The 19,338-nt window shown below is 56.9% G+C and carries 22 protein-coding genes and 3 pseudogenes; 11 read left to right on the forward strand and 14 right to left on the reverse strand.

Annotated elements, in window-relative coordinates; translation table 11 throughout:
• Nucleotides 1–315: 315 nt before the first annotated feature.
• The 9 genes and pseudogenes from ACM0M4_RS23700 to ACM0M4_RS23740 form a co-directional block, all read left to right on the forward strand.
• Complete coding sequence (locus ACM0M4_RS23700) at nucleotides 316–1,116, forward strand: oxacillin-hydrolyzing class D beta-lactamase OXA-10 (protein ID WP_000846390.1); 801 nt, start codon at nucleotides 316–318, stop codon at nucleotides 1,114–1,116.
• Nucleotides 1,117–1,132: 16 nt separating this feature from the next.
• Nucleotides 1,133–1,971 (forward strand): annotated as a pseudogene (gene aadA1, locus ACM0M4_RS23705) (ANT(3'')-Ia family aminoglycoside nucleotidyltransferase AadA1).
• A gap of 224 nt (nucleotides 1,972–2,195) precedes the next feature.
• Complete coding sequence (locus ACM0M4_RS23710; RefSeq protein WP_000415714.1) at nucleotides 2,196–2,852, forward strand: quinolone resistance pentapeptide repeat protein QnrVC1; 657 nt, start codon at nucleotides 2,196–2,198, stop codon at nucleotides 2,850–2,852.
• A gap of 163 nt (nucleotides 2,853–3,015) precedes the next feature.
• The gene (locus ACM0M4_RS23715) at nucleotides 3,016–3,570 is read left to right on the forward strand and encodes an aminoglycoside N-acetyltransferase AAC(6')-Ib4 (RefSeq protein WP_003159191.1); all 555 of its coding nucleotides are present in this window, start codon (nucleotides 3,016–3,018) and stop codon (nucleotides 3,568–3,570) included.
• A 69-nt stretch (nucleotides 3,571–3,639) separates the two neighbouring features.
• Nucleotides 3,640–4,173, forward strand: coding sequence for an aminoglycoside nucleotidyltransferase ANT(2'')-Ia (gene aadB, locus ACM0M4_RS23720; protein ID WP_000381802.1), 534 nt, complete (start codon nucleotides 3,640–3,642; stop codon nucleotides 4,171–4,173).
• 156 nt (nucleotides 4,174–4,329) lie between these two features.
• Nucleotides 4,330–4,677, forward strand: coding sequence for a quaternary ammonium compound efflux SMR transporter QacE delta 1 (locus tag ACM0M4_RS23725; protein WP_000679427.1), 348 nt, complete (start codon nucleotides 4,330–4,332; stop codon nucleotides 4,675–4,677).
• Complete coding sequence (gene sul1, locus ACM0M4_RS23730) at nucleotides 4,671–5,510, forward strand: sulfonamide-resistant dihydropteroate synthase Sul1 (RefSeq protein WP_000259031.1); 840 nt, start codon at nucleotides 4,671–4,673, stop codon at nucleotides 5,508–5,510. The genes ACM0M4_RS23725 and sul1 overlap by 7 nt, the downstream gene beginning before the upstream one ends.
• Before the next feature lie 127 nt (nucleotides 5,511–5,637).
• Entirely contained in the window at nucleotides 5,638–6,138 is a 501-nt protein-coding gene (locus ACM0M4_RS23735) for a GNAT family N-acetyltransferase (protein WP_026383934.1), read from the forward strand.
• Nucleotides 6,139–6,644: 506 nt separating this feature from the next.
• Nucleotides 6,645–6,737, forward strand: a pseudogene (locus ACM0M4_RS23740) (IS6 family transposase); the annotation flags it as partial.
• Between the two features lie 33 nt (nucleotides 6,738–6,770).
• Here ACM0M4_RS23740 and ACM0M4_RS23745 read toward each other — a convergent pair.
• The 8 genes from ACM0M4_RS23745 to ACM0M4_RS23780 form a co-directional block, all read right to left on the reverse strand.
• Entirely contained in the window at nucleotides 6,771–9,740 is a 2,970-nt protein-coding gene (locus ACM0M4_RS23745; protein ID WP_026383935.1) for a Tn3 family transposase, read from the reverse strand.
• A 2-nt stretch (nucleotides 9,741–9,742) separates the two neighbouring features.
• A complete protein-coding gene (locus tag ACM0M4_RS23750; RefSeq protein WP_003055107.1) occupies nucleotides 9,743–10,303 on the reverse strand; it encodes a recombinase family protein in 561 nt (186 codons plus the stop codon).
• Between the two features lie 129 nt (nucleotides 10,304–10,432).
• The gene (locus tag ACM0M4_RS23755; protein WP_010792470.1) at nucleotides 10,433–11,422 is read right to left on the reverse strand and encodes a DUF3330 domain-containing protein; all 990 of its coding nucleotides are present in this window, start codon (nucleotides 11,420–11,422) and stop codon (nucleotides 10,433–10,435) included.
• Nucleotides 11,419–11,655: a broad-spectrum mercury transporter MerE gene (gene merE / locus ACM0M4_RS23760; RefSeq protein WP_003090697.1), complete on the reverse strand. Its 237-nt coding sequence runs from the start codon at nucleotides 11,653–11,655 to the stop codon at nucleotides 11,419–11,421. Before merE ends, ACM0M4_RS23755 begins: the two co-directional genes overlap by 4 nt.
• A complete protein-coding gene (merD, locus tag ACM0M4_RS23765) occupies nucleotides 11,652–12,017 on the reverse strand; it encodes a mercury resistance co-regulator MerD (RefSeq protein WP_003090698.1) in 366 nt (121 codons plus the stop codon). Before merD ends, merE begins: the two co-directional genes overlap by 4 nt.
• 17 nt (nucleotides 12,018–12,034) lie before the next feature.
• Complete coding sequence (gene merA, locus ACM0M4_RS23770) at nucleotides 12,035–13,720, reverse strand: mercury(II) reductase (protein WP_003090700.1); 1,686 nt, start codon at nucleotides 13,718–13,720, stop codon at nucleotides 12,035–12,037.
• A gap of 71 nt (nucleotides 13,721–13,791) precedes the next feature.
• Nucleotides 13,792–14,067 (reverse strand): mercury resistance system periplasmic binding protein MerP, encoded by a 276-nt coding sequence (gene merP, locus ACM0M4_RS23775; RefSeq protein WP_000732290.1) that lies wholly within the window; start codon nucleotides 14,065–14,067, stop codon nucleotides 13,792–13,794.
• 15 nt (nucleotides 14,068–14,082) lie between these two features.
• Nucleotides 14,083–14,433 (reverse strand): mercuric transport protein MerT, encoded by a 351-nt coding sequence (locus ACM0M4_RS23780; RefSeq protein WP_001294666.1) that lies wholly within the window; start codon nucleotides 14,431–14,433, stop codon nucleotides 14,083–14,085.
• 71 nt (nucleotides 14,434–14,504) lie between these two features.
• Between ACM0M4_RS23780 and ACM0M4_RS23785 the strand changes: the two genes are divergently transcribed.
• Nucleotides 14,505–14,939, forward strand: a complete 435-nt coding sequence (locus ACM0M4_RS23785) for a mercury resistance transcriptional regulator MerR (RefSeq protein ID WP_000414383.1) — start codon at nucleotides 14,505–14,507, stop codon at nucleotides 14,937–14,939.
• A gap of 56 nt (nucleotides 14,940–14,995) precedes the next feature.
• Nucleotides 14,996–15,670 (forward strand): annotated as a pseudogene (locus ACM0M4_RS23790) (IS6-like element IS6100 family transposase); the annotation flags it as partial.
• A gap of 164 nt (nucleotides 15,671–15,834) precedes the next feature.
• Here ACM0M4_RS23790 and ACM0M4_RS23795 read toward each other — a convergent pair.
• The 6 genes from ACM0M4_RS23795 to ACM0M4_RS23820 form a co-directional block, all read right to left on the reverse strand.
• Nucleotides 15,835–16,305, reverse strand: a complete 471-nt coding sequence (locus tag ACM0M4_RS23795) for a hypothetical protein (protein WP_242409102.1) — start codon at nucleotides 16,303–16,305, stop codon at nucleotides 15,835–15,837.
• The gene (locus tag ACM0M4_RS23800) at nucleotides 16,302–16,532 is read right to left on the reverse strand and encodes a hypothetical protein (RefSeq protein ID WP_033936272.1); all 231 of its coding nucleotides are present in this window, start codon (nucleotides 16,530–16,532) and stop codon (nucleotides 16,302–16,304) included. Before ACM0M4_RS23800 ends, ACM0M4_RS23795 begins: the two co-directional genes overlap by 4 nt.
• Nucleotides 16,525–16,869, reverse strand: a complete 345-nt coding sequence (locus ACM0M4_RS23805; protein ID WP_026383939.1) for a hypothetical protein — start codon at nucleotides 16,867–16,869, stop codon at nucleotides 16,525–16,527. The genes ACM0M4_RS23800 and ACM0M4_RS23805 overlap by 8 nt, the downstream gene beginning before the upstream one ends.
• On the reverse strand, nucleotides 16,866–18,131 hold the full coding sequence (locus ACM0M4_RS23810; RefSeq protein ID WP_198580730.1) for a hypothetical protein: 1,266 nt from the start codon (nucleotides 18,129–18,131) through the stop codon (nucleotides 16,866–16,868). Before ACM0M4_RS23810 ends, ACM0M4_RS23805 begins: the two co-directional genes overlap by 4 nt.
• Nucleotides 18,132–18,192: 61 nt before the next feature.
• Nucleotides 18,193–18,462: a WXG100 family type VII secretion target gene (locus ACM0M4_RS23815; protein ID WP_026383941.1), complete on the reverse strand. Its 270-nt coding sequence runs from the start codon at nucleotides 18,460–18,462 to the stop codon at nucleotides 18,193–18,195.
• The gene (locus ACM0M4_RS23820; RefSeq protein WP_026383942.1) at nucleotides 18,462–19,196 is read right to left on the reverse strand and encodes a vWA domain-containing protein; all 735 of its coding nucleotides are present in this window, start codon (nucleotides 19,194–19,196) and stop codon (nucleotides 18,462–18,464) included. The genes ACM0M4_RS23815 and ACM0M4_RS23820 overlap by 1 nt, the downstream gene beginning before the upstream one ends.
• Nucleotides 19,197–19,338: the final 142 nt, after the last annotated feature.

Raw genomic sequence — 19,338 nt, forward strand, 5'->3', positions numbered from 1 at the left:
CTTGTTATGACTGTTTTTTTGTACAGTCTATGCCTCGGGCATCCAAGCAGCAAGCGCGTTACGCCGTGGGTCGATGTTTGATGTTATGGAGCAGCAACGATGTTACGCAGCAGGGCAGTCGCCCTAAAACAAAGTTAGGCCTCGCCGAAGCGAAAGATCGCTACTTGAAGTGTTGACGCCTTTGTTTTAAAGTTTCGCGTCTATCTTTCTGATTTTGTTAAAAAATCAGACTTTGATTAATCATGTTAGACGTCAGAGGTATTTTGACTTAAACGCCTCTGAGGTCGAATTAACGTTAGCCACCAAGAAGGTGCCATGAAAACATTTGCCGCATATGTAATTATCGCGTGTCTTTCGAGTACGGCATTAGCTGGTTCAATTACAGAAAATACGTCTTGGAACAAAGAGTTCTCTGCCGAAGCCGTCAATGGTGTCTTCGTGCTTTGTAAAAGTAGCAGTAAATCCTGCGCTACCAATGACTTAGCTCGTGCATCAAAGGAATATCTTCCAGCATCAACATTTAAGATCCCCAACGCAATTATCGGCCTAGAAACTGGTGTCATAAAGAATGAGCATCAGGTTTTCAAATGGGACGGAAAGCCAAGAGCCATGAAGCAATGGGAAAGAGACTTGACCTTAAGAGGGGCAATACAAGTTTCAGCTGTTCCCGTATTTCAACAAATCGCCAGAGAAGTTGGCGAAGTAAGAATGCAGAAATACCTTAAAAAATTTTCCTATGGCAACCAGAATATCAGTGGTGGCATTGACAAATTCTGGTTGGAAGGCCAGCTTAGAATTTCCGCAGTTAATCAAGTGGAGTTTCTAGAGTCTCTATATTTAAATAAATTGTCAGCATCTAAAGAAAACCAGCTAATAGTAAAAGAGGCTTTGGTAACGGAGGCGGCACCTGAATATCTAGTGCATTCAAAAACTGGTTTTTCTGGTGTGGGAACTGAGTCAAATCCTGGTGTCGCATGGTGGGTTGGGTGGGTTGAGAAGGAGACAGAGGTTTACTTTTTCGCCTTTAACATGGATATAGACAACGAAAGTAAGTTGCCGCTAAGAAAATCCATTCCCACCAAAATCATGGAAAGTGAGGGCATCATTGGTGGCTAAAACAAAGTTAAACATCATGAGGGAAGTGGTGATCGCCGAAGTATCGACTCAACTATCAGAGGTAGTTGGCGTCATCGAGCGCCATCTCGAACCGACGTTGCTGGCCGTACATTTGTACGGCTCCGCAGTGGATGGCGGCCTGAAGCCACACAGTGATATTGATTTGCTGGTTACGGTGACCGTAAGGCTTGATGAAACAACGCGGCGAGCTTTGATCAACGACCTTTTGGAAACTTCGGCTTCCCCTGGAGAGAGCGAGATTCTCCGCGCTGTAGAAGTCACCATTGTTGTGCACGACGACATCATTCCGTGGCGTTATCCAGCTAAGCGCGAACTGCAATTTGGAGAATGGCAGCGCAATGACATTCTTGCAGGTATCTTCGAGCCAGCCACGATCGACATTGATCTGGCTATCTTGCTGACAAAAGCAAGAGAACATAGCGTTGCCTTGGTAGGTCCAGCGGCGGAGGAACTCTTTGATCCGGTTCCTGAACAGGATCTATTTGAGGCGCTAAATGAAACCTTAACGCTATGGAACTCGCCGCCCGACTGGGCTGGCGATGAGCGAAATGTAGTGCTTACGTTGTCCCGCATTTGGTACAGCGCAGTAACCGGCAAAATCGCGCCGAAGGATGTCGCTGCCGACTGGGCAATGGAGCGCCTGCCGGCCCAGTATCAGCCCGTCATACTTGAAGCTAGACAGGCTTATCTTGGACAAGAAGAAGATCGCTTGGCCTCGCGCGCAGATCAGTTGGAAGAATTTGTTCACTACGTGAAAGGCGAGATCACCAAGGTAGTCGGCAAATAATGTCTAACAATTCGTTCAAGCCGACGCCGCTTCGCGGCGCGGCTTAACTCAAGCGTTATGTGCTTTCTCTAAAACAAGCCAGATTCACTGAAACTTTCTTCTGGCTGGCCGCATCGGTCGTTTCGAATTAGCCACCTTTAAAATGCCGTTTTGATGCCTTATTTTGGCTAAAACGGGGTGTTTTAAGTTTCTGTTTTTATTGGTTTTGTTTTTGTTGAGAACTTTCAGGTAAATGATAGTCTTCAAATCAAATGTTTTTTGGAGCCACAGCATGGAAAAATCAAAGCAATTATATAATCAAGTGAACTTCTCACATCAGGACTTGCAAGAACATATCTTTAGCAATTGTACTTTTATACATTGTAATTTTAAGCGCTCAAACCTCCGAGATACACAGTTCATTAACTGTACTTTCATAGAGCAGGGGGCATTGGAAGGGTGCGATTTTTCTTATGCTGATCTTCGAGATGCTTCATTTAAAAACTGTCAGCTTTCAATGTCCCATTTTAAGGGGGCAAATTGCTTTGGTATTGAACTGAGAGATTGTGATCTTAAAGGAGCGAATTTTAGTCAAGTTAGTTTTGTAAATCAGGTTTCGAATAAAATGTACTTTTGTTCTGCATACATAACAGGTTGTAACTTATCCTATGCCAATTTTGAGCAGCAGCTTATTGAAAAATGTGACCTGTTCGAAAATAGATGGATTGGTGCAAATCTTCGAGGCGCTTCATTTAAAGAATCAGATTTAAGCCGTGGTGTTTTTTCGGAAGACTGCTGGGAACAGTTTAGAGTACAAGGCTGTGATTTAAGCCATTCAGAGCTTTATGGTTTAGATCCTCGAAAGATTGATCTTACGGGTGTAAAAATATGCTCGTGGCAACAGGAACAGTTACTGGAGCAATTAGGGGTAATCATTGTTCCTGACTAAGCGCAAGATTCGGCTACGCACATAACAAACGCTTTAAGACGGATTCGCAACGTTTGGCGGTTTTAGTTTGAATTGGCTTTTGTATTTACGGTGTAATAATTGAGTGTTGTGGTAGCGTTGCTCACCACTTAAGCGGGCGTTAGGCATCACAAAGTACAGCATCGTGACCAACAGCAACGATTCCGTCACACTGCGCCTCATGACTGAGCATGACCTTGCGATGCTCTATGAGTGGCTAAATCGATCTCATATCGTCGAGTGGTGGGGCGGAGAAGAAGCACGCCCGACACTTGCTGACGTACAGGAACAGTACTTGCCAAGCGTTTTAGCGCAAGAGTCCGTCACTCCATACATTGCAATGCTGAATGGAGAGCCGATTGGGTATGCCCAGTCGTACGTTGCTCTTGGAAGCGGGGACGGATGGTGGGAAGAAGAAACCGATCCAGGAGTACGCGGAATAGACCAGTCACTGGCGAATGCATCACAACTGGGCAAAGGCTTGGGAACCAAGCTGGTTCGAGCTCTGGTTGAGTTGCTGTTCAATGATCCCGAGGTCACCAAGATCCAAACGGACCCGTCGCCGAGCAACTTGCGAGCGATCCGATGCTACGAGAAAGCGGGGTTTGAGAGGCAAGGTACCGTAACCACCCCAGATGGTCCAGCCGTGTACATGGTTCAAACACGCCAGGCATTCGAGCGAACACGCAGTGATGCCTAACCCTTCCATCGAGGGGGACGTCCAAGGGCTGGCGCCCTTGGCCGCCCCTCATGTCAAACGTTAGGCCGCATGGACACAACGCAGGTCACATTGATACACAAAATTCTAGCTGCGGCAGATGAGCGAAATCTGCCGCTCTGGATCGGTGGGGGCTGGGCGATCGATGCACGGCTAGGGCGTGTAACACGCAAGCACGATGATATTGATCTGACGTTTCCCGGCGAGAGGCGCGGCGAGCTCGAGGCAATAGTTGAAATGCTCGGCGGGCGCGTCATGGAGGAGTTGGACTATGGATTCTTAGCGGAGATCGGGGATGAGTTACTTGACTGCGAACCTGCTTGGTGGGCAGACGAAGCGTATGAAATCGCGGAGGCTCCGCAGGGCTCGTGCCCAGAGGCGGCTGAGGGCGTCATCGCCGGGCGGCCAGTCCGTTGTAACAGCTGGGAGGCGATCATCTGGGATTACTTTTACTATGCCGATGAAGTACCACCAGTGGACTGGCCTACAAAGCACATAGAGTCCTACAGGCTCGCATGCACCTCACTCGGGGCGGAAAAGGTTGAGGTCTTGCGTGCCGCTTTCAGGTCGCGATATGCGGCCTAACAATTCGTCCAAGCCGACGCCGCTTCGCGGCGCGGCTTAACTCAGGTGTTAGATGCACTAAGCACATAATTACTCACAGTCAAACTATCAGGTCAAGTCTGCTTTTATTATTTTTAAGCGTGCATAATAAGCCCTACACAAATTGGGAGATATATCATGAAAGGCTGGCTTTTTCTTGTTATCGCAATAGTTGGCGAAGTAATCGCAACATCCGCATTAAAATCTAGCGAGGGCTTTACTAAGCTTGCCCCTTCCGCCGTTGTCATAATCGGTTATGGCATCGCATTTTATTTTCTTTCTCTGGTTCTGAAATCCATCCCTGTCGGTGTTGCTTATGCAGTCTGGTCGGGACTCGGCGTCGTCATAATTACAGCCATTGCCTGGTTGCTTCATGGGCAAAAGCTTGATGCGTGGGGCTTTGTAGGTATGGGGCTCATAATTGCTGCCTTTTTGCTCGCCCGATCCCCATCGTGGAAGTCGCTGCGGAGGCCGACGCCATGGTGACGGTGTTCGGCATTCTGAATCTCACCGAGGACTCCTTCTTCGATGAGAGCCGGCGGCTAGACCCCGCCGGCGCTGTCACCGCGGCGATCGAAATGCTGCGAGTCGGATCAGACGTCGTGGATGTCGGACCGGCCGCCAGCCATCCGGACGCGAGGCCTGTATCGCCGGCCGATGAGATCAGACGTATTGCGCCGCTCTTAGACGCCCTGTCCGATCAGATGCACCGTGTTTCAATCGACAGCTTCCAACCGGAAACCCAGCGCTATGCGCTCAAGCGCGGCGTGGGCTACCTGAACGATATCCAAGGATTTCCTGACCCTGCGCTCTATCCCGATATTGCTGAGGCGGACTGCAGGCTGGTGGTTATGCACTCAGCGCAGCGGGATGGCATCGCCACCCGCACCGGTCACCTTCGACCCGAAGACGCGCTCGACGAGATTGTGCGGTTCTTCGAGGCGCGGGTTTCCGCCTTGCGACGGAGCGGGGTCGCTGCCGACCGGCTCATCCTCGATCCGGGGATGGGATTTTTCTTGAGCCCCGCACCGGAAACATCGCTGCACGTGCTGTCGAACCTTCAAAAGCTGAAGTCGGCGTTGGGGCTTCCGCTATTGGTCTCGGTGTCGCGGAAATCCTTCTTGGGCGCCACCGTTGGCCTTCCTGTAAAGGATCTGGGTCCAGCGAGCCTTGCGGCGGAACTTCACGCGATCGGCAATGGCGCTGACTACGTCCGCACCCACGCGCCTGGAGATCTGCGAAGCGCAATCACCTTCTCGGAAACCCTCGCGAAATTTCGCAGTCGCGACGCCAGAGACCGAGGGTTAGATCATGCCTAGCATTCACCTTCCGGCCGCCCGCTAGCGGACCCTGGTCAGGTTCCGCGAAGGTGGGCGCAGACATGCTGGGCTCGTCAGGATCAAACTGCACTATGAGGCGGCGGTTCATACCGCGCCAGGGGAGCGAATGGACAGCGAGGAGCCTCCGAACGTTCGGATCGCCTGCTCGGGTGATATCGACGAGGTTGTGCGGCTGATGCACGACGCTGCGGCGTGGATGTCCGCCAAGGGAACGCCCGCCTGGGACGTCGCGCGGATCGACCGGACATTCGCGGAGACCTTCGTCCTGAGATCCGAGCTCCTAGTCGCGAGTTGCAGCGACGGCATCGTCGGCTGTTGCACCTTGTCGGCCGAGGATCCCGAGTTCTGGCCCGACGCCCTCAAGGGGGAGGCCGCATATCTGCACAAGCTCGCGGTGCGACGGACACATGCGGGCCGGGGTGTCAGCTCCGCGCTGATCGAGGCTTGCCGCCATGCCGCGCGAACGCAGGGGTGCGCCAAGCTGCGGCTCGACTGCCACCCGAACCTGCGTGGCCTATACGAGCGGCTCGGATTCACCCACGTCGACACTTTCAATCCCGGCTGGGATCCAACCTTCATCGCAGAACGCCTAGAACTCGAAATCTAACGTCCGTTCGGGCATCGAGGTCCATGTCGGGGTGGGACGGGCCCGTGGCTTCAAGATCACTTGCAGTCCGACCGCGATGTCTTGGTTGCGCGAGAGGTTGTCGATATCCTCCACTTCCATCATCAACCCTGGATAATGCCGCCGCCGTCATCGCCGCCGACGCCCGTGCCGGGCTTTTCGGGCCTGTCAGGCTTGCTCGGCCTTCAGCCTGCCTGGGCGAGATCTCCGGCGGACGGATTAACGGCGGAGCTTCGCCGCCTTTCGTGCGTGTGAAGGCCGAAGATAGTTCTCTCAAAAACATCCGTTTATGAGAGATACCAAATGTCATTTTCAGAAGACGACTGCACCAGTTGATTGGGCGTAATGGCTGTTGTGCAGCCAGCTCCTGACAGTTCAATATCAGAAGTGATCTGCACCAATCTCGACTATGCTCAATACTCGTGTGGGCTCTGTTGCAAAAATCGTGAAGCTTGAGCATGCTTGGCGGAGATTGGACGGACGGAACGATGACGGATTTCAAGTGGCGCCATTTCCAGGGTGATGTGATCCTGTGGGCGGTGCGCTGGTATTGTCGCTATCCGATCAGCTATCGCGACCTTGGGGTCGCCTCAGAAAACGGAAAATAAAGCACGCTAAGCCGGTTGCAACGGTCGTAGCGGCCTGAACTTGCCCGCGCCGATCTTGGCGCTGCTGCGCCAGAGGTAATCGCCGGTCAGGTTGATGTGTTCCCAGCCGAGCGGCGACAGGTATTGCAATAGCGCGTCATCGACAGCATGCCCGTTGCCACGCAACGCATGTGCTGCGCGCTCCAGATAGACCGTGTTCCACAACACGACGGCCGCCGTCACCAGGTTGAGGCCGCTGGCCCGGTAGCGCTGCTGCTCGAAGCTGCGGTCGCGGATTTCGCCCAGACGGTTGAAGAATACGGCGCGGGCCAGCGCGTTGCGCGCTTCGCCCTTGTTCAGTCCAGCGTGGACGCGGCGGCGCAGCTCCACGCTTTGCAACCAGTCCAGGATGAACAGCGTGCGTTCGATGCGCCCCAGCTCGCGCAGGGCGATGGCTAAGCCGTTCTGGCGCGGATAGCTGCCGAGTTTCCGAAGCATCAGCGAGGCTGTCACCGTGCCCTGCTTGATCGAGGTCGCCAGCCGCAGAATTTCATCCCAGTGGGCACGAATAGCCTTGATGTTCAGCCTGTCGCTGCTAATCATCGGTTTGAGCGCGTCATAGGCGGTATCCCCCTTGGGGATGAACAGCTTGGTGTCGCCCAGGTCACGGATGCGCGGCGCAAAGCGGAAGCCCAGGAGATGCATCAGGGCAAAGACGTGATCGGTGAAGCCTGCCGTGTCGGTGTAGTGTTCCTCGATGCGCAGGTCGGACTCGTGGTACAGCAGGCCGTCAAGTACATAGGTCGAGTCGCGCACGCCGACATTGACCACCTTGGTGTGGAACGGCGCGTACTGGTCGGATATATGGGTGTAGAAGGTTCGCCCAGGGCTGCTGCCATATTTCGGGTTGATGTGACCGGTACTCTCGGCCTTGCTCCCGGTTCGGAAGTTCTGGCCGTCCGACGATGACGTGGTGCCGTCGCCCCAGTGTTCGGCGAAGGGATGCCGGAATTGGGCGTTCACCAACTCGGCCAGCGCTGTCGAATAGGTTTCGTCGCGGGTATGCCAGGCTTGTAGCCAGGCGAGCTTGGCGTAGGTCGTGCCGGGGCAGGACTCGGCCATCTTGGTCAGGCCCAGGTTGATCGCGTCGGCCAGGATGGTGGTCAACAGCAGATTTTTGTCCTTGGCCAGATCGCCCGATTTCAGGTGCGTGAAGTGGCGGGTGAAGCCCGTCCACTCATCGACTTCGAGCAGCAGTTCGGTGATCTTGACGTGTGGCAGGATCATGGCTGTCTGGTCGATCAGCGCCTGCGCGGTGTCGGGTACCGCCGCATCCAGCGGCGTGATCTTCAGGCCCGACTCGGTGATGATCGCATTCGGCAGGTCGTTGGCCGCTGCCATGCGGTTGACCGTGGCAAGCTGCGCTTCAAGCAGCGTCAGGCGGTCGTGCAGGTACTGGTCGCAGTCGGTGGCCACGGCCAGCGGCAATGCGCTGGACTGCTTGAGGCTGGCGAACTTCGCGGGCGGCACCAGGTAGTCCTCGAAGTCCTTGAACTGGCGCGATCCCTGCACCCAGATGTCGCCCGAGCGCAGCGAGTTCTTCAGCTCGGACAGCGCGCACAGCTCGTAGTAGCGCCGGTCGATACCCGCGTCAGTCATCACCAGCTTCTGCCAGCGCGGCTTGATGAAGTCGGTCGGGGCATCGGCAGGCACTTTGCGGGCGTTGTCGGTGTTCATGCCACGCAGTACCTCGATGGCATCGAGCACGTTCTTGGCGGCGGGTGCGGCCCGCAGCTTGAGCACGGCAAGGAATTCCGGCGCGTAGCGGCGCAAGGTGGCGTAACTTTCGCCGATGCGGTGCAGGAAATCGAAGTCATCGGGCTGAGCGAGCTTCTGCGCCTCGGTGACGCTTTCGGCGAAGGCATCCCAGGACATGACGGCCTCGATGGCGGCGAACGGATCGCGGCCAGCTTGCTTGGCCTCGATCAGCGCCTGGCCGATGCGCCCGAACAGCCGCACCTTGGCGTTGATCGCCTTGCCGGATGCCTGAAACTGCTGCTGATGCTTGTTTTTGGCGGCGTTGAACAGCTTGCCCAGGATGCGGTCGTGCAAGTCGATGATTTCGTCGGTGACCGTGGCCATGCCCTCGATGGCCAGCGCCACGAGGGTGGCGTAGCGCCGTTGCGGCTCGAACTTGGCTAAGTCGGCGGGCGTCATCTGGCCACCCTCACGGGCGATCTTGAGCAGGCGGTTCTGGTGCACCGACCGCTCGATACCGGAAGGCAGATCGAGCGCCTGCCACGCCTTGAGGCGTTCGATGTGTTCCAGCATGTGCCGCGAGTTCGGTTTAACCGGCGACTGGCGCAGCCAGGCCAGCCAGGTCGTCTTGCCGTTGTCCCGGCGCCTGAGCAGATCGTCGAGGCGGCGGCGATGCGTGTCCGACAGTGGTTCGGCCAAGGCGTCATAGATGCGCCGGTTGGCGCGAGTGATGGCCTCGGCGCTAGCGCGCTCGATGGCGTTGAGCGCGGGCAGGATGATCGACTGTCGCCGCAGATGCTCAACCAAGGTGCTAGCCAGCACGATGCCTTTGTCGGTTTGCATGGCCAGGTCGGTCAGCGTGTGCACGGCCTGCCGGTAGTGGCTCATGGTGAACGGCTGGAAGCCAAACACCGTTTGCAGCTCGACCAGGTGCTCGCGCCGGGTCTGCTCCCGCTGCCCGTAGTCGTCCCAGCTTTCGACGCCGACCTTGAGCTGGTCGGCGACCAGTTTCAGTAGGGGCAAAGACGGCGCCTGATCGACACCAAGGAAGATTCCGGGAAAGCGCAGGTAGCAGAGCTGCACGGCAAAGCCCAAGCGATTCGCAGGCCCGCGCCGCTGGCGGATGATGGAGAGATCGGTATCGCTGAACGTGTAATGTCGAATTAGGTCGTCCTTGGTGTCCGGCAACGCCAACAGGCTTTCCCGCTCGGCGGCGGACAGTATGGAACGACGAGGCATATTTATTGATCCAATTTCAAGTATTGATACAGGGTCTCCCGGCTGACACCAAATTCACGGGCCAGCTTCGCTTTTTGCTCGCCCGCCGTGACGCGCCGTTTCAGTTCAGCAATCTGTTCACCGCTCAGAGACTTCTTTCGGCCTCGGTAGGCTCCGCGTTGCTTAGCGAGCGCGATGCCTTCGCGCTGCCGCTCACGGATCAAGGCCCGCTCGAATTCGGCGAATGCCCCCATGACCGACAGCATCAGGTTCGCCATCGGTGAATCCTCGCCGGTGAAGGTCAGGCTTTCCTTGACGAACTCGATGCGCACGCCGCGCTTGGTCAGCTTTTGTACGAGGCGGCGCAAGTCATCGAGGTTGCGCGCCAAGCGATCCATGCTGTGAACCACCACGGTGTCGCCTTCGCGCACGAAGGCCAGCAGCGAATCAAGCTCGGGCCGCTGGGTGTCCTTGCCCGACGCCTTGTCGGTGAACACCCTGCCGACTTCGACATGCTCCAGTTGCCGCTCCGGGTTCTGGTCGAAGCTGCTGACCCGGACGTAGCCGATGCGTTGACCCTGCAAGATACCTCCAAATACGAAAGTGTCAGGAAGAAATCTATGACCTTTCGCCGCAGGTGTCAAGAAACACAAAAGTTAACTCTATTCTGACGTTGCTGGGTGGCTTCTCCTGACATCAGGATAGGGTATGCCTCAGTCTGACAGTGATGAGTCGCAGGCGTTCGGATCGGCATCGGTTTCGCTCCCGGTCTTGGCGCGCGCCTGGAAGCGCTGATAGCACTCCAGCCCGCAGAAGTGCTCGACGTATTCCGCGCCTTCCGGGGTGAAGGCGGCATCGAGCGGGATTTCCTTGCAGCACACGCAGCAACTGGTGGCAGTCGGATCATTTGCATTCATGGTGGCACCCCTCCATTGACTGACGAAGACGGCGAATGCCGCCGCCGGCATCGGCTTGGCGAACAGGAAGCCTTGTCCTGTGTCGCAGTCCGCTTGTCGCAACAAATCAAGACTCGCCGATGTTTCCACGCCTTCGGCCACTACTTCCATGCCAAGCCCATGCGCAAGCTGAATCACGGTGCGCACGATGGTCTGGTCGCGGTGGTCGTTGGCGAGTCCGGCGACAAACGATTGGTCGATCTTGAGCGTGCTGATGGGGCAGCATTTCAGGTGTTGCAGGCAGGAATAGCCGGTGCCGAAGTCGTCGGCGGCGAAGCGCACACCGATCTGTCGCAAAGCTTCCAGGGCGGGGAAGATCGCCGGATCACCGAACGCAACCGATTCGGTCAGCTCAATTTCAAGATACGCGGCGGGCAACCCGGCATCGGCCAGCACGCCCTTTACCCACTTGTCGAAATCTGGCCCCACTTGGCTCGCCGCAACATTGACGGCCAGCCGGAACGGTTGCCATGCCAGCACCCGCCAGTCGCGCATTTGACGGCAGGCTGCGCCCAGCACCCATGCGCCGATTTCCGGCATCAGGCCGGACGATTCGATCACGGGCAGGAACTGGCCCGGCGGCAACAGTCCGAGCGTCGGATGACGCCAGCGCAACAGGGCTTCCGCGCCGACAATCTGCTCACTGCGCAAATCGACAATCGGCTGGTAGTGCAGCTCAAGCTGCCCGCGCTCGACCGCCTGCGCCAGTTGCGCCACTGTCCATTCAATTGGCTGGGAAGCGCTCATGATCGACCTCTGAAGGCCCGCAGCAGCCGCGTCACAGACAGGACAAACAAGCCGGTCAGCGTGAGGGCTGCAATACCCCAGTGCTCGCCGATGAACGCGCCGGCCGTCGTGCCGGCCAGCACAATGGCGAGAATCGGCAAATGACAGGGACAGGTGAGCACCGCCAGCGCACCCCACAGGTAGCCGGTGAACGGCTTGTGTGTCTCGGTCGGCAAGCGCTCGGGGCTGTTCATGGCAGACTCTCCGCTTGCTGGGCCGGCGCGGTCGGCATCGCGGCCAACTGCACTTCCAGATCGGCCAACGCTTCGCGTCGGCGTTCGACGAACTGACTCAGCACGGCAAGCTGTGCGGCTGTTTCATCGCAGTCCGCCGCATCCAGCGCCCGGCACAACCGCGCCAATGCGTCCAGGCCGATGCCCGCCTCAAAAGCGGCCCGCACAAAGCACAGCCGCTGCAAGGCGGCGTCATCGAACAAGCCGTAGCCGCCCGTGGTGCAGGCGACTGGCCGCAGCAATCCGCGCAGCAGGTAGTCGCGCACGATATGCACGCTCACCCCGGCCTCAAGGGCCAGTCGGGACACTGTGTAGGCGTTCATCGAACACCTCCTTTTCCTTATCCGGCGCAGCAGGACAGTTGCTTCACGTCCTTGCTGAAGGTCTGCGCCGCGAGCTTCAAGCCCTCGACCATCGTTAGGTAGGGGAACAACTGGTCGGCTAGTTCCTGCACCGTCATGCGGTTGCGAATGGCGAGAACAGCCGTCTGGATCAGTTCGCCCGCTTCCGGGGCCACCACCTGTACGCCAATCAGCCGTCCGCTGCCTTCCTCGATGACCAGCTTGATGAAGCCGCGGGTATCGAAGTTGGCGAGCGCACGCGGCACGTTGTCGAGCGTCAGCGTGCGGCTGTCGGTTTCGATGCCATCGTGGTGCGCTTCCGCCTCGCTGTAGCCCACGGTCGCCACTTGCGGGTCGGTGAACACCACGGCCGGCATCGCGGTCAGATTGATGGCGGCGTCGCCGCCGGTCATGTTAATGGCCGCACGAGTGCCGGCCGCTGCCGCCACATAGACGAACTGCGGCTGGTCGGTGCAGTCGCCGGCCGCGTAGATGTTCGGGCTACTGGTGCGCATGCCCTTGTCGATGACGATGGCCCCCTGCGCATTGACGGCTACCCCCGCCGCTTCCAATGCCAGGCTGCGCGTGTTCGGTGTCCGGCCGGTGGCGACCAGCAGCTTGTCGGCGCGCACTTCGCCCTGTCCAGTGGTCAGCACGAATTCGCCGTCCACATGGGCGACTTGGCTGGCTTGCGTATGTTCCAGTACCTTGATTCCTTCGGCACGGAAGGCGGCTGTGACGGCCTCGCCGATGGCAGGGTCTTCGCGGAAGAACAGCGTGCTGCGCGCAAGGATCGTGACCTGGCTACCCAGCCGGGCGAAGGCTTGCGCCAGTTCCAGCGCCACCACCGACGAGCCGATGACGGCCAGGCGTTCGGGAATGGTGTCGCTGACCAAGGCCTCGGTCGAAGTCCAGTAGGGTGACTCTTTCAGGCCCGGAATCGGCGGCATGGCCGGACTGGCACCCGTGGCGACCAGGCAGCGGTCGAACATCACGACGCGCTCACCACCCTCGTTCAAACTAACGATAAGGCTCTGGTCGTCCTTGAAACGCGCTTCACCGTGCAGAACGGTGATGGCTGAATTGCCGTCCAGGATGCCTTCGTACTTGGCATGACGGAGTTCTTCGACACGGGCCTGCTGCTGGGCCAGCAGCCGCTCGCGCAAGATCGTCGGCGGTGTGGGTGGCATGCCGCCGTCGAATGGGCTTTCCCGGCGCAGATGGGCGATGTGGGCGGCGCGGATCATGATCTTGGACGGCACACAACCGACGTTGACGCAGGTGCCGCCGATGGTGCCGCGCTCAATCAGCGTGACCTGCGCGCCTTGCTCGACGGCCTTCAGTGCTGCCGCCATCGCGGCTCCACCGCTGCCGATCACGGCGACTTGCAACGGGCGCTCGCCGCCGCTGCCCTTGTCGGCGGCACCCATCCAGCCGCGCACCTTGTCGAACAGCCCAGTGCGGTTGTCGGTCGGCGGGGCATCGGCGAGCATCGCTTTGTAGCCCAGGCCAGCCACGGCGGCGGTCAGTGCGTCCGGCGCTGTGCCTGGATCAAGGGCGAGCTGGGCCGCGCCCTTGGCATAGGACACTATGGCAGATTGGACGCCGGGTACTTTTTCCAGCGCTTCCTTGACGTGCGCCGCGCACGAGTCGCAGGTCATGCCGGTGATTTTTAGATGGGTCATGCGACAGATCCTTTTTCGTTTGTGGTAGCAGACAAGGGCGTCAGATGTGCTGCGCTGCCGTTTTCAGTGCCTCACTTCTTGACGCTGGACGGATAGCCTGCGTCTTCGGTGGCCTTGGTCAGCTTCTGCACGCTGGTCTTGGCATCATCGAAGGTGACAACCGCTTCGCGTGTCTCGAAGGTCACGTTAACTTTGCTGACGCCTTCGACCTTGGAAATCGCCTTCTTGACGGTGATCGGACAAGCGGAGCAGGTCATGCCCGGTACGGACAGCGTGACGGTCTGGGTGGCGGCCCACACGGGGGCAACAACGGCAGCGATGGCGAGAGAGGCAAACAGTTTTTTCATGATGAACTCCTGTGATTAATAGAAAAATGGCATGACGTAGGGAAATCCGAGCGCGACCAGAACCAGCGCGGCCACGACCCAGAAAATGAGCTTGTAAGTAGCGCGCACTTGGGGAATCGCACACACATCCCCTGGTTTGCAGGCTTGCGCCGGTCGGTAGATGCGCCGCCAGGCGAAAAACAGCGCCACCAACGCCGCGCCGATGAAGATCGGGCGATAAGGTTCCAACACCGTCAAGTTGCCGATCCAAGCGCCGCTGAACCCCAGGGCGATCAGAACCAGCGGCCCCAGGCAGCAAGCCGAGGCGAGGATGGCGGCTAGCCCGCCAGTGAAGAGCGCCCCGCGCCCGTTTTGAGGTTCAGACATACGCTTGTCCTTTCAAATCTGGATTGGATAGCTTAAGCTTACTTCCGTACCAATGTACGGAGTCAAGCGATATGGAAAAAAATTTGGAGAATCTGACTATTGGCGTTTTCGCCAAGGCGGCCGGGGTCAACGTGGAAACAATCCGGTTCTATCAGCGCAAGGGCTTGTTGCCGGAGCCGGACAAGCCCTATGGCAGCATCCGCCGCTATGGCGAGGCGGATGTGACGCGGGTGCGCTTCGTGAAATCAGCCCAGCGGCTCGGATTCAGCCTCGACGAGATCGCAGAGCTGCTGAGGCTGGATGACGGCACCCACTGCGAGGAAGCCAGCAGCCTGGCCGAGCACAAGCTTCAGGACGTGCGCGAAAAAATGACCGACCTGGCGCGCATGGAAACCGTGCTATCCGAACTTGTGTTCGCCTGCCATGCGCGGCAAGGGAACGTTTCTTGCCCGCTGATTGCTTCGCTGCAAGGGGAGAAAGAGCCGCGTGGTGCCGACGCGGTGTAGCCGAGGGTAGTTACGCCTTAGCGTGCTTTATTTTCCGTTTTCTGAGACGACCCCACCTTGAGGAAATGCTGGCGGAACGCGGCATTTCGGTCGACCATACGACGATCTATCGCTGGGTCCAGTGCTACGCCCCGGAGATGGAGAAGCGGCTGCGCTGGTTCTGGCGGCGTGGCTTTGATCCGAGCTGGCGCCTGGATGAAACCTACGTCAAGGTGCGGGGCAAGTGGACCTACCTGTACCGGGCAGTCGACAAGCGGGGCGACACGATCGATTTCTACCTGTCGCCGACCCGCAGCGCCAAGGCAGCGAAGCGGTTCCTGGGCAAGGCCCTGCGAGGCCTGAAGCACTGGGAAAAGCCTGCCACGCTCAATACCGACAAAGCGCCGAGCTATGGTGCAGCGATCACCGAATTGAAGCGCGAAGGAAAGCTGGACCGGGAGACGGCCCACCGGCAGGTGAAGTATCTCAATAACGTGATCGAGGCCGATCACGGAAAGCTCAAGATACTGATCAAGCCGGTGCGCGGTTTCAAATCGATCCCCACGGCCTATGCCACGATCAAGGGATTCGAAGTCATGCGAGCCCTGCGCAAAGGACAGGCTCGCCCCTGGTGCCTGCAGCCCGGCATCAGGGGCGAGGTGCGCCTTGTGGAGAGAGCTTTTGGCATTGGGCCCTCGGCGCTGACGGAGGCCATGGGCATGCTCAACCACCATTTCGCAGCAGCCGCCTGATCGGCGCAGAGCGACAGCCTACCTCTGACTGCCGCCAATCTTTGCAACAGAGCCTCCGTCGCCATGCTCACCTCGCTTTGGTGCACACGAGTATTGAGCATAGTCGAGATTGGTGCAGATCACTTCTGATATTGAACTGTCAGGAGCTGGCTGCACAACAGCCATTACGCCCAATCAACTGGTGCAGTCGTCTTCTGAAAATGACACACGAGGTGTTTCTGCTCTGCATCGCCTTGTGGAAAAATAAGAGCGCTGGAGAAGGGAAATGAGATGACTTTTGAGGCATGACAAGAGAGCTTCTCAAAAGAGACTTGCTCCGAGCCAAGCACAAGACCTGCTGGAATTTCCGATGCCATCAATGGCTTGTCTACGACAAAATCCACGAAGGCAGGCTGATGTTGTCTAAGCTGCGAACTTGCGTTCGCTATAGCAGTTGCATTTCTTTCCCACTCTTTGGCAAAGCCTGCCTGCCAATTCGACTTCCTTATGCTCCGATTGCGCTCCTGATCTTCGTTTAATGCTTTTTTAGTGGTATCGAATTCGCGGTCGATGCGCGCACAACCTTCTTGATAGTCCGCAATTGCCTTGTGTAGCTTGGAAATTACGCTCTGAATATCCTTCGCGCTTCGACTCATTGATTCCACCCACTGTCTTTGAACTGCAGCTCGCGCGCATCATTCAAGGTTCGATCAATGGCGAACGCTTGCTGCTTGAAAGCAGCATTGAGAATGCGGAGTGAATCGACTTCCTTGAGAATCGGATCAAGTACATCGGCAACAATGGATGCGCCGAACGTATCACGCACTCCCTCGCGAAATTTTCCAGTACACATCGCAGTCATTCCAAAGGCCTCATCAAACATTAGCTTCCTCCTCTTCCATATCACCATCGATTGGAAGTTCGAGAACATAGTCGTCAGCTACCGAGAGCTTTGGAAATAGGGGGGCGCAAATAGTCCCAGGCAAAAGGTAGCTCGATTCGAACTCGGGGTTCTTGACCCTGATTTCGTTTAGAAATGCGCGCCACTCTTGCTCGGACAACTCAATCGATCTGCAATTAACTGTCAGCTCCAAGAGGCGTGTGGTGGACGCATCCACGCCATCCATATCTCCGACATTGACTGCACGCAGGAGGACGTCAACTTCAGCTCGAACTTGCGCGAGAAGGTCATGGCTAATAATTGCGAAACGTATTTTCATGGTTGCTCCTCCTCGTTTTGGCGGATGAAATCAAGACAGGACTGATCTATTTCATTTTTCCTTGGCAACATTCCCACCATCGGTGAGCCAGCTTCGCGCAGGGCATCGCGCAGTTCTTTCTGTTTTTCTTCTGGCAAATCGTGGATGTCTCGTGAGCAAAGAGTGCATTGCGCGTCTGCTTGCTTGTGCCCTTCGGCCTGAAAAATCATGTGATCTTTCTGCGAATAGAGGTATTCCGCCTTGCCGCATTTCACTTCGAATGCCATCGAGCCTCCCACAGGAGCCCCCATGCCCTCACCACGCCCCAGAATGACCGGAACCCGCAAGTCAGTGACTATCAAATCTGTTTTTGTGTAGCGTCCGTTATCGCCCACAAAGGTTCGCCCTTGCGTCTCGATCCGGCCGCCAAGTGGCGCAAGTGCGTGCCGAACTATCTGCTCCCCGAATTCACCGCTCAGGTGTATCCGTGCCTTACGTGCGACGATGTTTCGCTCTGCATCACCCTTGGCGGCTACCCATTGGTTCCGAAATTTATCGACCTGCTTGCGATACGCTGGATCACGGTCGTAAAGATATTCCTGAAGCAATCGTCTCTGCTCTGACGATAGGTTCATGCGGTCTCGCAACATATCCGGAGTCACAGGGCGGCCATCTTTGGCAGGGTCCCATTTCAACCATGCATGGAATTGCGCAGCGGACGGGTTTGTCGCGAGATAGGCATCCAGTGCCTGTTGCGCGGATATCAAGCGCGCAGTGCCAACTTCAATCGCCTGACCGACAGTTGCCAAGTGCGTATTGCATGCTTGTAGGGCCTGCTCCAGGGCATGTTCGGCCATCGCCTGGGCCTGCTTCGCAAGATCCATGCGCTGCTCCATGGAGATGCGATCTCCTGTCGCCACCTCAAGCTCTGCTCTTGCTTGTTCCAGCATGCTCTGAGCCTGCTCAACAGCGGTTTCTGCTTCGGTGACGGCAGAGTCCTCGCCGGAGCAGTCTGGGCAACGTCCATCGTCATCGTGCGGCTGAGCAAGGCAAGTAGATAGCGAAGACTGGGCGGAAGAAAGCGAGCTCTGACTGCTATCAAGCGCTTGTTCAGCGCCATCGACATTTTGCGTGGCGGCTTGCTCCTGCTCGATGGCGCTTTCCAACATGCTTGCGCTGCTCTGCGCTTCTTCACGAGCCTCTGCACATTTCTGCTCCGCAACAGCAATTTGTTCGCGACATGCGGCCTCTAGCGCCTCGCGCACTGACTGCAGCTCGCGCACGAGGTCTTCCAGATTCTCCACTTGCCCAATTGAAACTTGTGCCACTGCGACCTCGCTGCCCTTAGCTTTGCAAATAATCTCGCAGGCGCGACGCGAGCGCTGCCAGATATGGAACCTGCTCGGACGCGTTGTCGTTGAAGTGCTGCAACTGCTGAACGAGCGCGTTGTAATCCTCCTCAAATCGCGCCCGCTTTTCGTCTTGCCAGGTGTCTCCGAGTGAAGCAAAGGCACCGTTAAGGTTGCCTACTGCATCGTTGAGCGAATCGACAAACTGTTGTAACGAATAGGCGAAGCGCTCTAGCTCTTCTGGATCGCCAATTGCTTGCGCCATTACCAATACCCTCCATCTTCTGTCGAAGAACTTTGTGTCGCAGAGTTCTGTTTATCCTGACGTGCTTCGATTGTGGCGGGCTGGATGTCAATGGCGCTCGCTTCAGGCACATTGTTTGGCGTCTGTGACTTCGTGCGGATGGTCACCGACATGGTGACAAACTTGAAGAAGTCACGTAGCTGCTTGGCATTCTCTGCGTAGAAGAGGCGATTAGAGGTGCCTTCGATAAATTTCCCAAGTACTGCCTCGTCAGCATCAGCGCCTATCGCCATTGCCAAACGGTCACATTTTGCAGAGCGACCATCGCTAATGAATGCGTTCAGAGGCTTTTCCCACGCATCATTCGGCCCGCCATCAGAAACCAATACGACCGTCGGACGATACGCACGCGAAGGGACGACATCTTTGTCCTCGATCATCGCTTTGGCCATTTGCAATGCCGTGCCAAGCGGGGTCATGCCGCCAGCAGAAAGATCCTGCCAATGAATATCGCTGGCGCTGGCAAGCGGCTGATGCAGCACTACCTGAGAGCCGAAAGTGATGATCGCCACATGGATTTCAGTTTCACCGTTCTCGGTGTCGCTGAACGTATCCAACATATCGCGAACAGCATCATTCACATTGCGGATTTTTTCTCCACTCATGCTGCCGCTGACATCGAGCAGGAGAATTACCGGCAGTGGTTTGGCTTTCGGCGCGGTAAATTTCGACGGATCGAATGGGGTGTTGCTCATAGACAGGACTCCTTGAAATTAGAGAAATGATTTCCTAGACCCGCGTGACGAGGCGCTCGCATAGAACCACCCCGATTTGCGCGATATTCTTGGCAATTTGATGCTTGCACTTGCGGCGACCTGTCGGGCGTGGAACTTCTCG

The sequence above is a fragment of the Pseudomonas sp. 18-147 genome, from assembly GCF_051048045.1.
GTDB classification, from domain to species: Bacteria; Pseudomonadota; Gammaproteobacteria; order Pseudomonadales; family Pseudomonadaceae; genus Pseudomonas; species Pseudomonas aeruginosa.